This window comes from Paenibacillus sp. MCAF9 (assembly GCF_052114265.1).
GTDB lineage: Bacteria > Bacillota > Bacilli > Paenibacillales > Paenibacillaceae > Pristimantibacillus.
This window is the reverse complement of record NZ_JBFREL010000006.1, coordinates 59,999-72,491: the sequence shown is the minus strand read 5'-3', so window position 1 is coordinate 72,491 and position 12,493 is coordinate 59,999. Positions and strand designations below refer to the sequence as shown.

The following is a 12,493-nucleotide window of genomic DNA, read 5'->3' as shown; positions in this document are numbered from 1 at the left end:
TCGTTTTTCTCGGGACTTATAAATTTTTAAACAAACTAAACAAATTATAGGGAGATGTTGAAGAATGAAATCAACTATTGAAAAATTGGAGAAGCAGATCACTGATGAGCAATCAGCATTGGAAACACGGGTTGCCGGATTGCGTGAGACTATAATCGAGGATCAAAAAGTTTTGAATACCTACGCCGAGCGTTTCGCACGTGCCGTACAAGATGAAGCTGGAGAAAATGAAGTTTTAAGATTAGAAGTGCAACGAAACGAAGTGTTCAAGCGTGTTGAGCAGAACGAGGAAGTTGTCAGAATTCTAACAACAAGCAACGGCTCCAAACTTCAACGCTTGAAAACAGAGTTAGTCAGTGAACATTTAAAAGAATTAAAAAGCGTTGAAGATAAGGCTGCAGTAATTTATAAAGGGATGTTGCAACAACAGAAGGCAATTATTGATGCTTTTGAAAAGCTTGGCGTCGTTCGTGAAACAATAACTCAGCACAAAGATAGTATCAATGCATTCAGAGGTGATTTAAGTGAGTCAGATCGAAACGCACTAGGAATCCCTTATGAAGAGTTGCCTACTTTCCGCTCTTTCTATGGGAGCCGAAATCCAATTGACCAACAAATGATCGATCTAACCATGGGGATCTTAGAAAAAGTGCTCAGTCATTATGAATTCACTAAATTGGAGGTATTTTTCAAAACACGCGGAACTCCACGCGTGACAATATGAGCAATAAGGTTATGACGGCGCATGAACTGCGCCTTCTCCAAAAAAGCAGCATCCGGCTTAGTAAATTCACAGGCGACACAGCAATCATCAGCGGACTAGCCGTTCCATACGGAACTTGGGCAGAAATTCATTCACTATCCGGCGACAGGTTTCTTGAGCGCATCCAGCGCGGAGCCATGAAGGATTCTCTAGAAAACGGGAGCGGAGTCGGATTTTATTTGCACCATGACTGGGATAATTCGCCGATCGGAAGCACCGAATCAAATTTAAGGCTTATCGACAAACCTGACGGTCTATACTTCGAAATCGTGATTGACCCCTCAGATGAAGTTGGTCTTAAGGTTATTAATGGGGTTCAATCCGGTTTAGTCGGAAAATGCAGCATAGCATTCAGGCCAATTACTGAACGGTGGGATGAGGAAGGCTGGTATGGAATGCGCACTCGCACAGTGACGGGTCTTGCGCTCTACGAAATCTCTCTTACTGCAAATCCTGCATACATCGAAGCGACAGCTACAGTCAACAGGATACTCGGATCAAAATGTATTAGTTCAACAATAGAAACCGCGAGGGTTGGAGCATGCGGTGTCGATCTTCAAACAAATAATCTAATTTATTAACCTAGGAACGGGGCCGAGTTTGCTACTCAATGGAGGAGATTTCGCCCCGTTTCTTAAAACCACAAAAAGAAGAGGTGAATATATGGCAGGCCCCGTTATTAGACAACTATTAATACGGGCGGGTGCTGATTTTTCCGCATTGCGTCGGGAAATGCAATCCGCCAAAAATGACATAGATAAATTCAAATCAGGTCTTAAAGCTGCGGTTGCTGGTATCGCAACGATTCTCGCGGGTATCGGTCTAGGCTCCGCTATGAATGACGCTATAAAGTTTGAGGCGTTGATGGGCACGATTAGCAAAACGCTCGGCAGAAGCGCGGAAGACTTCGTTAAATGGCAACAGACCGTCGGCGATGCTATGGGCTTCTCGAAACTCGAGACAGCAGAGATGGCGAACAACTATTCCTTGCGGCTTAAGTCTATCGCAAAGGACGAGCAGGACTTACTTAAAAAGACAACTGACCTCATTAAAGCAGCTGCAATCATTCGAAGCAAAACGGGTATGAGCTCGATTGAAATATCTGACCGTATGCGCTCGGCAATGAACCAAGAAGCTGACGGAGCGGACGAGCTGGGCGTTAACGTCCGGGTATCAGCTATCCAACAATCGAATGCCTATAAGATGCTTGCGAACAATGCACCGTGGGATTCAATGAGTGAGTCACTAAAGAAAACGATCCTCTATCAACATATCCTGGAATCGACTACCGCTAACTTTGGTACGGAGATAGCGCAAAACACCGCTTTGTTAAAAGGCGGGTTTATTGCTGCGCTCAATGATACCAAACTAGCACTCGGTCAAGCCTTCCTGCCTATCTTGAATATCGCTTTGCCGCTCCTTACACGAATGGCTAGAGCTGCGGAATGGGCTTTTCAACGGTTCTCCATGCTCATGCGGGCGCTTTTTCCTAAGTCGAACATAGCATCTGGCGCAGCAACAACATCTATGATAGACAAGCAAATGAGTTCCGTTGAAGGTTTAGGAGCTGCACAGGACGCAGCAGGAAAAGCGGCTAAGAAAGCAGGTAAGGCGGCGAAGGAAGCAGCCAGCAATATTCAAGGGTTTGATGAGCTGCACCAAATCCAAGAGCCGAAAGCCGCAGCTGGTGACAGTGCAACAAGCGATCCTGCGGGTGCCGTTGGCGGTGTTGCTGGCGGCGGCATGGGTGACATTGGCGAGTTTGACGCTACGACTATGGACATATCTCCTAAAATACAAGCTGTTGCCGATAAAATCCGAGCAGCTTTTGCTTGGATGCGCGATGGAATCAAAACGGCCTTTGGGGAAACTTCTGCTTTTGTCACGGAACATAAAGAAATAATCATAGCGGCTCTTTCAGGGCTTGCTGCTGGCATTGCGACATTCTTTATCGCTATTAATTGGGCTTCGTGGGTTGCGGCTATCCAAAAGGCTCTCGCTGCGTTGCGGGTGGCTTTGTTGGCAGTATTTGGCACCATAAGCCTGCCTGTGTTATTGATAGCTGCTGCGGTCGCCGCTCTCGTTGCGGCGTTCGTTTACTTCTACCGAACGAATGAAAAGTTTCGCGGAGTAGTGGACGGCATCCTGCAAAAAATCGGTGATGTTGCAAAATGGTTATGGCAAGAGGTTCTTGTCCCACTCGGTAAGTTTCTCGGTGAACAGCTTGTGGACGGATGGGAGCGAGTAACTAAGGCGGCTACATGGTTTTGGAATAACGTACTTGTGCCGCTTGGCAACTTCTTAAAAGAGTTCTACAGCAGCGTGATCAAGCCGCTTGCAGCATTGCTTTCAGATGTATTCGCCTTTGCTTTCGACAAGGTTTCAAAGGTCGCTAAAATATTTTGGGAAAACGTACTTGTACCGCTCGGAAACTTCTTGAGTGCGACATTTAAGCCGTTGATCGAAGCTATTAGCGCGGTCTTTACATTCCTTTGGAAGTACGCCATACAACCGCTGGCAGAATACGTGGGCGGCAAGTTCTTAAAGGTTTGGCAAAATATCGTTGCTGTACTTAAAGTCCTGTGGGATGTTGTCAAGCCCGTTGGTGATTACATGTTCGAAAAGTTTGCGCCGATCCTCGAAGAAGCTTTTGGGAAGATAGGCGAAGCAATCGGAAAGGCACAAAACATTTTCGTCAATCTCCTTAACTTCATAACAAAGACGTTTACAGGAGATTGGGAAAATTCATGGGAAGCTGTTTCTGCTGTTTTTGGTCGCATCTTCGGAGCAATCGGCGACGCTGCAAAGGCTCCGCTTAACATGATAATCGACATGATTAACGAAGTTATCAGCGGAATGAATAAAATCACAACCGTTGAAATCGGGGGTAAGCAAGTAGGCATTAAAATACCTAAGATTCCAAGGCTTGCTCGCGGCGGTGTTGTTGACCGAAAAACTAACATGGGTAATTTTATCGGCGGTGAAGCAGGTGCTGAATTAATCGTTCCACTTGAGAATACGAGCTTTACGGATAAAATCGCAGCAGCTATCGGAACGGCTGTAATGACCGCTGTATCTATGGGTCAAGGTCAAGGTAAAGGCGACACGATTATACAGATTGACGGTCGTGAAATTGCCAGAACGGTTCAACCGTATTCAGCAAGCGAAGCAAAGCGCATAGGCGGCTCAATGATAGTAACGACGTAGGAGGGGTGACGCATTATTAAGAATAAAATCACAAGAGAACAGGCAATTGCTGTAGAAGTGTTCTTTAAACATTTGTTCAGCGAAGATACGGATGCATACTGGCAGACAATATCAGGTATTGATCAATCTCGGGTATATGGAATGTACAGGGAGGACAGCAAGAAGAGTTACTACGATGGCGTGTCATTTCACGAGTACGTACAGGACATAATACATCCGGAACACGCAGGGCTGTACGATGGTGTAAAGGACAAACCAGGAGTGTCCAACACTATTAAATATAATGATAAGGGCGAGGCGATTGTGCAGATATTAGGGAACGTACAAGTTACGAGGCATTACATTGCCCCAACCATTATTAATAATAATCATATTACTCTGGCTTGTGAAATGATCTATTGTGACGGTATATTAATGCCAACGTGGAAAGTCAGGATTTATTCAGATCATCTATATTCATGTTTGACGATAGAAGCGTCCTGTTAGGCGGTTGTGTGATTTATTAACAAAATGAATATATAAATATTGGATTGCCCGGCGAGAAATTGCCGGGGCATTTTTTTTGAGTGGGGCACGTGTGAAAATTAAAATAAATTAATCCTCTGACGATAATAATTAAGGGGGTGCAATATGAACATTATTCCAACGGACGTTAATTTCAATTTTATATTATGGCCACTTTTGTCGGCAATTGCTGTTATGCTTATATGCGGTTTTTTAGCTGGGCTAATAGCTACCAAACTTCCGCGAGTGCTACAAAGACCGCTTGTAGGGATTGGAGTATTAGTGGGGATGTGGGGATTCTTTAAGTTTTACCCATTCAATTAGAAAAGCCGCTTAGCGGATTCTAAATTCGTTGACACCGAGCAGCCGCTCAGAGTTATTAGTATCACAATTGCCTAAATAAGGGGGCGGATGCGTGCACAAGAATAAACGAAATTCAAATTATAAAATTAAAATAATACGTGTGGGTAACCGATCAGGTGAAATAGTAAGAAGTATTGTGAAGGAGACATTGGAGGCTATACTTGCAAAAAATGGTGCTGTTTCTAATAATATCGATGAAGTTTTGTTAAAGTACATAAAAGATTAATGGTAGGAAGACAGATGGAAATCAATACCACCGTTGGGCCATCCAATAAATCAACGAGAAGAGGTAAAGCCTCCGTCTCGATTCAGACTTTTGTAAGTATCTGCGCTAAGAATTGTAATTCCCAGTGCTTCGATAGACTTGTCGAAAACGCAGTCGCACCCATATGGGGCGCTGGTCGCCGAATTACGCCAAGCTACTAACCAATATATCGCTTATTTAACTAACAACGGATTAGGAGTCAGAGTTGATAATCCCGCTATCCTGCCATGCGACAACAGGCATTTTGTTGTACATGGCAGCATAGAGGTGAGAATCTGTGAGTAGGATGAAGCCTGATTTAAACATTAAAAGACTCCTTAGCATCACGAATATTCTTTTCATAGTCAATTAAGATTTCATCACGTGTTCTGAAATCACCTGGGAGGTAATAACTAACTGGTAGAACATTGAGCTTGAGAAAAGCCACATCAAAATCATCATAGTCATAATGTGAGAAGTGGCTAATATCGAGAAGTTTATTATTGGGAGGTAAAGTGTTGTATGTCATGATAAAACCAAGTGGAGCAAATCCTATTTCACTAAAATGTGATATCCTGCTACCTTTAAATACATAACTTTCTCCACTTTGCCTTGAGAGCTTAGATGTTGTTAAATAAGCATAGATTTTAAATTTTGGGTTTATATATTTTTGTTCTTTATTCAATATAAATTGAACAAGCTCTTTATTTCTTATTGCAAATCCCGGCTTATTTACTGAGCAAATCATTGCTATGACTTGTTTGATTAGTCGAAGAGGAAATATATAGTATGGATATTGTAACGTCAATTCGCCTTTTGACTTATTTAATAAAACAGCTGCTTGATGGGCAAAATTAACATATTCATCAGCATACCAACTTCCCGTTTTATTATTACAATATCCACATAGAGTATGTCCTCCGGCTCCTTTTTGCTGAAAGGGTGCATGTTTTGGATAAAAGTCAGGGCCTTCATTAGAATAGTCATTGAATTTTGGTTTCATTATCCTTTGATTATTAAACGCTGCTTGTGGAGGAAGATGCTCAAAAGTCAGCTCGGTATCTTCTCCACATATGTGGCAAACTCCAAAGTGTTTTCTTCGTGAAATAACATAACCCCTCCTTTATTCCTAGTACTTTCGACACCAAAAGAGGAAATCCTTTCCTGTTGTCGAAAAGAATGTGAGGAGGGAATAACATCTATGGACTTTATTTTTGGTTTTTTAATTTGTTTGCTTAGTTTGTTAATTGTTTTTATTATTTATAACGTAGAAAAAAAGGTATCTAATTCGAGATCAAATAATAACAAAGTAAATAATCATAGCTATATTGCTTGGCTAGTTATACTTATCGGAATTATAAGCCCAGTCGTTACTTATATTCTGAGTACAAATGATAAATTGAATTTAGTTAACGCTGGAGGAGTCGGCGATTGGTTGGCAGGTTCTTCGGTACCATTTTTAACCTTTGGAGCATTCTTGGTTGCATACTTTACTTTTACAAGTCAAAAAGAAGAATTGAGATTGACTAGAGAAGAGTATAATCGGCAAACACATACTCTAAATATCCAAAGATTTGAGAATACATTTTTCCAAATGATATCTCTACATAATCAAATCTTAAACTCATTTGTTGTTACTGAGTTCGAAACGTTTAGTAGTAGAAATTATAATGGTGATGACCAAACTATAACTGTTGAACATAGAGGTAGGGAGTTTTTAAATAGAATAATTAATCGATATGGAATAATTTACAGTAAAGACGGAGAGAATGCCCAATCATATCATTCTCGATATGCTAAGCTATATGAGATAAATGATGATCACTTAGGGCATTATTTCAGAAACTTATTTCATATTATAGATTTTATTGATAAGAGTGATGATTTAGTTGTTTTTGATAAACAAGGAAAAATACTTATTGAAACTACCTTTGAAAAAAGAAAGAAATATATACGGATAATAAGGGCTCAATTGTCGAGAAATGAATTAGTCTTATTGTTTTTTAATTGCTACACTGATGATGGTAAAGATTTTTATGATCTAATTGTTAAATACCAACTTCTCAATAATTTAAAGTATGATGTGGTTTTGCCTGAGGAGTTACATCCTGAGTTTGTTGTGATGAAACAAATAGAAGAGTAGTCAATTGCATTTAGGATTCTTAAAGTCGCTCATTTGAGCGGCATTTTTATAAATATAAGCAATGACTCATGGTTATTTTAGGTCGTTATAAGTAATGACTTCCGCTTTCATTCCGTCCAGTAGTGCTCGAATGTTCTTTTTACGGTACTCCGAAATAGTAACGTAGAGAATCGTCGGAAAGAGGCCATGTTTCTTCTGGAATATTTGAGTTTCCCGCAGTTCCCGGTAAAGCGCGATTTTCTTTTCGTTTTGGGTCATGGCCTGCGTGTTATCTACTTCAAGAAAAACGAATTGTCCATCACGCTTAAATATCGCGTCAGGAATGATTGCTTTATCTGCCCATTTGATTGGGAATTCAACCCGCCAATACTCAGGATGGTAATGAAGATACACTTCGTTTCTGAGTAAAGTGTGCTGCGTGTGCAGCGTCCGGCGCCGGGTGGTCGTGCTGCCGATCTCCTTGCGGCCCTTGGCTGAGAGATAGTAAACCTTTTCCTCAAGCTGAAATGAGCTGAGCAGATCATTCATATCGTTAAGAATCCGATTTGTATTACGCCTGCCCCCAAGATTGTGCAGCCGCTGCAGCTGGGAGGTGGTCATGAATCCATGGCTATCCAAGCTCGTCAATATTTGAAGCCATCGCGTAACCTTTGCTTGAGCTAGGTTCATTCGTTTCAACCGCCTTTACATGAGATATTGTTTTGCGCTCAACAGATTCAAGCAGCTCCTTCGCATCCTCGTATGAAAGATAATAGGTCTGCAAGGTTTCGTCCTTGGCTTGCTGGAAGATACAGCGTCCGGGTACGTCCGGTAGATCAGATGCATCGTTATTGTCTAGAATGATACGGCTCTGAGTAGAATCGCGAGTGCGGAAGCAGATGGAGGTAGCAATGTTCGTTTTAATAAGTCCATCCACAATATCTGCTGAGGGGCGTTGCGTACATAGCACAAGTATTACACCAGCTGCACGGCCTTTTGCTGAAATAGCTGTAAGCCGAGACTTAATCGCTGACTTAATTATTGCGTCGGGGTCTTTGGGCCTTGCTTTCAGATCGGCTAATTCATCCATTACAAAAACAATGCGCTTCCCACTCCACTCCTGTGAGCCGTTTCGTTCCATAACCGCATAACGCCGATTCATTTCGGCCTCTACCATATTGCCTAATTTATAAACGTCATTTAGCGTCGTTGCGAACCCTTTCGTTATTGATAGGTCTTTATAAAGATTCAACTCTACGCCGCCTTTAAGATCACAAAGGAATAGATCCGGCTGCGGGCCAAGAGCGAGCTGCGTAAGAATTAAGCGAAGCAGCACCGATTTACCACCTCCCGATATTCCCCCAATGAGCAAATGCGGGAAGCTTCCGGCGAAATCGTAGTATTTCGTTTCATAGCGACGGTTAGCGCCTACTGCTACCTTGTAGTCATTGCGAACCGTTGCAATATACGGCAGGCTCTTAGGCATGGCGCCGCGGTATATATCTATGATAAGACCGTTCTGCCAATAGATATCAATTTCGTTGCGTATCGCCTCCGAAATAGCCTGCTTTTGATCAATCACCTTATGAGAGCTCAAACCAGCAGGAAGCCMGCATAGCAGCCGTGTTCCCCATTCATACGGAATCTCTTTATTGATGGTGGGGAGCGCTAATGCGTCACCCAACTGTACGCCCAGGTTTAGGCTTTTGAATGTAGCGATGAGCGTCCGAGTTAAATTTAAAGATGAAGAAGAGAAGAGAGTAGAGATAGAAGTACCAACACAACCAACTAACAAACCCACACCCACAGTCACAAGAAACATAGCTTTCCCTCCAGAACTCTATAGTTCTTTCAGTTCAAAGGAATGAGTTGATACAAGCCTAAACCCTTATTGCGCTTATTTCCGAATGCTTCCGCGCTTTTGTTCTACATTGGAATGGTGCCTGGAATGATGAATGGAATATATTAGACAGCGTGTTCGCTGCCCTGGATGGAATGCTTACAGGAATGATTCGTGGAAGGATCGACTACCCATCATAGCTTCACGCAGTCATCCTTTGGGTGCTCCGTTCAACTGTTCGACCTTTTCTTTTCGTAAATGTCAGGCGATTAAAGCAAGCACAGCCACGGCCCACACCCAAACAACGTACGCTCCCGAACCGATCAGAAACCATCTACCAAATTGTTTTACCGTTCGAGCTGCAGCTGCGTCTCCATGTGCTACGTAGCGTTTTTCTAATGCTGCCGTTCCTATAATAACGCTTGCTATGCAAACCACTGTCACCATTCGGTTTCACTCCCTTGCTAGAATGTTCCGCGCTCTATTCCTCGCGACTTGTTAAGAGCATATGGGGTACTGATTGTCCGTTATTACGTGTTTTGTTTACAAACTACGAATAAAATTTGATAGACTTGTCCATGATAGACATTATTGGGAGAGTGATGATAATGTTTCCTTCATGGATGAAAGATCGTTCGAGATTAGGTAAATGGCTGGATCGTAAAGGTGTAACGCAGGAATGGCTCGCAAAAGAAACGGGGCTTAACCGGAGTTCTATATCGGATTTGTGTGATGGTACTGTAAATAGTCCTCGCAGCGGGACACGCTCGAAAATAATAAAAGCACTCCGTCAGTATGATCCTAACGTAAGTGCTTCTGAGTTTTGGTGACATTATGAAATTTAACATAAGTATCGATGAAAGATATTTATTTGATTGGCTGACAAGTAGGATTCAAGAAGATGTTCTGGAGAAGTATGGTATTAAAATAATTATTACTCAAATGGACGAATCGAATGAAGAAACCGCAATGGAATCACAATTTATATCCTCGAATTCGCTTCCTAAACAGGATTCTGAAACCCTAGACCGTTTCAAATTACCAGAAGTATTAGAACCTGCTCATATTCAACAAATATTAGGCATCGGGAGAAGAGCGACGTACGAGCTTTTGAATGATCCGCCGTTTCATGTAAACCGGGTAGGCAAAAACAAAATGATGAAAGTTCCAAGAGACGTTTTCTTTAGATGGCTTGACGGAAAATAATTCCTAAGTAAGTGGTGCCCAATCTGGTGCCGAAAGATGATTACAGGCACCAGATTTAAACAACAACAAACAAATAGACATTATCGGAAAGTCTATATATATCAAGGGGTTAAGACTCTTAACCACATACAACAATATGTAAGGGAAGTCTTGACAGGGTAGGGGTCACAGGTTCGAACCCTGTTCAGATCATACAAACAAAAAACCCGCAAACCCTTATAATACATGGGATTGCGGGTTTTTCCTTTCTCGAATAACTCAATCATCATCACGTGGTTTTGACTGTGATACGAATTTGATACGAAAGAACTCTAAATAAAAGGCTGACGGACACGAATATCAAACTTCGGATTTCTGCTTATTCTTGTTAAGCTGAATCAGATTTCTTTGATGAGAGGTGATTCCAATGAATCAACAAAATCCAATTTATATTCTCATACAAGTTATACTCCCGCTGGCTTTGGTCTTTCTATTCATCTACATCTACACGAATAGGATGACCAAAGCGACACATTTTGTTTGTCCGTTGTGTCGCAGTCGTTTTAAATTATCAAAAGTAGGCTTTGCATCGGCACTAAAGACGGGAGTATTTAACGAGCGAATCGTAACTTGTCCTGTTTGTGGCTATAAAGGCAGGATGCCCATTATAAAGGATTAGGAGTTCATAACTTAAACTTCGGAAGCCTTGATAATCAAGGTTTTTTTTGATTTTATAATCAAAACTGCGATACGAAAAACCCTCAGATTCTCCTAAACATTCTCTCCTTGATTAACGAAAAAATCGATTTAAATCAAGTGGACGGCAGTACCGTCAACAACTCTTTTGCACGCGCAATTCGTAACCATTTCACTCCTTCACTTGCCAAGTCTATTTAGCATTTGGTAAAGCGTGTTCGGTACAGTACTTACCTTATGGTAAGTAGGTGAACGAAAAGTGCATACTTCCGCAATGCGGCGATGCGATCTATACTCTAGTTCAGAAACAAATACCGCTCAAGGAGGGCAATACATTGAAAACACTTGTTATCATTACACATCCAAACATGGAAGCATCCATCGTCAATAAACGCTGGGCGGGTGAGCTTCGTAAATATCCCGACAAATATACGGTTCACGATTTGCACAGAGCCTATCCCGACGGAAAAATCGACGTGGAAAAGGAACAACAGTTGATTGAAGCGCATAGCAATTTAGTTTTGCAGTTCCCTGTTTACTGGTTCAGTTCTCCACCGCTGCTTAAACAATGGCTTGACGAAGTGCTAACTTACGGGTGGGCATACGGATCAAAGGGCGATAAATTAAGAAATCGAAAAACCGCTCTAGCTGTAACCGCAGGGGGAAGGGAAAAAGACTTTACCGAAGAAGGGAAATTCCGTTACGGACTTGACCAACTCTTATCTCCCTTTGACACGACATTTTTGTATTGCGGCGCAGATTATCGTTCCTTCTATGCCTTCTATGGTGCAGAATACGAGACGGAAGGAAATCCAGATTACTTAAGAAAATTAGATATTAGCGCGCAGGGTTATGTTGATTTTATTGATAGTCTTTAATTAGTAGTGAAACGAAAAGCAGCATTTCCATCCATGGAAATGCTGCTTTTCTTCTTGAGTATTTATATCGAAAGCGGAATTGTTGCCGCCTGAGCGGCTGGTATGCCGTTTTTTTCTCCCCATTGGCACATGATATCCAGTACCGGAATAATCGTTTGCCCCAACTCGGTCAAGGAATACTCGACTTTGGGAGGGATTTGTGGGAATTCCTCGCGGCTGACAATGCCGTCTGTCTCCAACTCTTTTAACATCACGCTTAATGTTTTAAAGGATATAGTGCCGATTCTCCGTTGCAGCTCATTGAACCGCATGATCTTGTTTTCGGAGAGCCAGTACAGTATGGTCATTTTATATTTGCCGCCAATAACAGACAATGTGTAGCCGAAGCCAGTGTCTTTGGGTTGAATGCCAGTCGGTACACAGTTTTCAACCTGCATGGGCTGTTATCCTCCTTTTGAGATATTCGACGAAAAAGGCAGGTGCTGCCGCGTCTCTATGCTAAGAATTCGTTTTCTCTGTAATTGATAATTCACTGAAAAGTCAACCTGGGAGCAATAAACTTACTATACCATTTCGAAACGATTAGTTCAAAACACTCTGGCAGTAAAAAGGTGCTTGATATAGCAAATGAGAAACTTTCTAACCACCATTTTATGGATATAAATTTATAAAAGTATTTTATAGCAATCTA

General features: G+C 41.9%; 13 protein-coding genes. 8 read left to right on the top strand and 5 right to left on the bottom strand.

The features are described 5' to 3' along the window. Positions 1-64 precede the first annotated feature (64 nt). The 4 genes from AB4Z45_RS12545 (at position 65) to AB4Z45_RS12530 (ending at position 5,063) form a co-directional block, all read left to right on the top strand. Positions 65-724, top strand: a complete 660-nt coding sequence (locus tag AB4Z45_RS12545; RefSeq protein ID WP_441909619.1) for a hypothetical protein — start codon at positions 65-67, stop codon at positions 722-724. Between the two features lie 11 nt (positions 725-735). Continuing rightward, complete coding sequence (locus AB4Z45_RS12540; RefSeq protein WP_441909618.1) at positions 736-1,344, top strand: HK97 family phage prohead protease; 609 nt, start codon at positions 736-738, stop codon at positions 1,342-1,344. An 82-nt stretch (positions 1,345-1,426) separates the two neighbouring features. Further along, positions 1,427-3,970: a hypothetical protein gene (locus AB4Z45_RS12535; RefSeq protein ID WP_441909616.1), complete on the top strand. Its 2,544-nt coding sequence runs from the start codon at positions 1,427-1,429 to the stop codon at positions 3,968-3,970. A 919-nt stretch (positions 3,971-4,889) separates the two neighbouring features. After that, positions 4,890-5,063 (top strand): hypothetical protein, encoded by a 174-nt coding sequence (locus AB4Z45_RS12530; RefSeq protein ID WP_441909615.1) that lies wholly within the window; start codon positions 4,890-4,892, stop codon positions 5,061-5,063. Positions 5,064-5,400: 337 nt separating this feature from the next. Here the strand turns inward: AB4Z45_RS12530 and AB4Z45_RS12525 are convergent, their stop codons facing one another. Then, complete coding sequence (locus AB4Z45_RS12525) at positions 5,401-6,084, bottom strand: hypothetical protein (RefSeq protein WP_441909614.1); 684 nt, start codon at positions 6,082-6,084, stop codon at positions 5,401-5,403. Positions 6,085-6,282: 198 nt separating this feature from the next. Here AB4Z45_RS12525 and AB4Z45_RS12520 point away from each other — a divergent pair, with 198 nt between their 5' ends. Further along, the gene (locus AB4Z45_RS12520; RefSeq protein ID WP_441909613.1) at positions 6,283-7,224 is read left to right on the top strand and encodes a putative phage abortive infection protein; all 942 of its coding nucleotides are present in this window, start codon (positions 6,283-6,285) and stop codon (positions 7,222-7,224) included. 72 nt (positions 7,225-7,296) lie between these two features. Here the strand turns inward: AB4Z45_RS12520 and AB4Z45_RS12515 are convergent, their stop codons facing one another. From AB4Z45_RS12515 to AB4Z45_RS12505, 3 genes are all read right to left on the bottom strand, one after another. Further along, positions 7,297-7,893 (bottom strand): replication-relaxation family protein, encoded by a 597-nt coding sequence (locus tag AB4Z45_RS12515; RefSeq protein ID WP_441909612.1) that lies wholly within the window; start codon positions 7,891-7,893, stop codon positions 7,297-7,299. After that, positions 7,835-9,025, bottom strand: a complete 1,191-nt coding sequence (locus AB4Z45_RS12510) for an FtsK/SpoIIIE domain-containing protein (RefSeq protein WP_441909611.1) — start codon at positions 9,023-9,025, stop codon at positions 7,835-7,837. Before AB4Z45_RS12510 ends, AB4Z45_RS12515 begins: the two co-directional genes overlap by 59 nt. A gap of 279 nt (positions 9,026-9,304) precedes the next feature. Continuing rightward, the gene (locus AB4Z45_RS12505) at positions 9,305-9,490 is read right to left on the bottom strand and encodes a hypothetical protein (RefSeq protein ID WP_441909609.1); all 186 of its coding nucleotides are present in this window, start codon (positions 9,488-9,490) and stop codon (positions 9,305-9,307) included. 161 nt (positions 9,491-9,651) lie between these two features. Between AB4Z45_RS12505 and AB4Z45_RS12500 the strand changes: the two genes are divergently transcribed. The 3 genes from AB4Z45_RS12500 (at position 9,652) to AB4Z45_RS12490 (ending at position 11,802) form a co-directional block, all read left to right on the top strand. Next, positions 9,652-9,873, top strand: coding sequence for a helix-turn-helix domain-containing protein (locus AB4Z45_RS12500; protein WP_441909608.1), 222 nt, complete (start codon positions 9,652-9,654; stop codon positions 9,871-9,873). A 4-nt stretch (positions 9,874-9,877) separates the two neighbouring features. Next, on the top strand, positions 9,878-10,249 hold the full coding sequence (locus AB4Z45_RS12495) for a hypothetical protein (RefSeq protein ID WP_441909607.1): 372 nt from the start codon (positions 9,878-9,880) through the stop codon (positions 10,247-10,249). Positions 10,250-11,259: 1,010 nt separating this feature from the next. After that, positions 11,260-11,802 (top strand): NAD(P)H-dependent oxidoreductase, encoded by a 543-nt coding sequence (locus AB4Z45_RS12490; protein WP_441909605.1) that lies wholly within the window; start codon positions 11,260-11,262, stop codon positions 11,800-11,802. Positions 11,803-11,864: 62 nt separating this feature from the next. Here AB4Z45_RS12490 and AB4Z45_RS12485 read toward each other — a convergent pair whose 3' ends face one another. After that, a complete protein-coding gene (locus AB4Z45_RS12485; protein WP_441909604.1) occupies positions 11,865-12,239 on the bottom strand; it encodes a winged helix-turn-helix transcriptional regulator in 375 nt (124 codons plus the stop codon). Between the last annotated feature and the right edge of the window lie 254 nt (positions 12,240-12,493).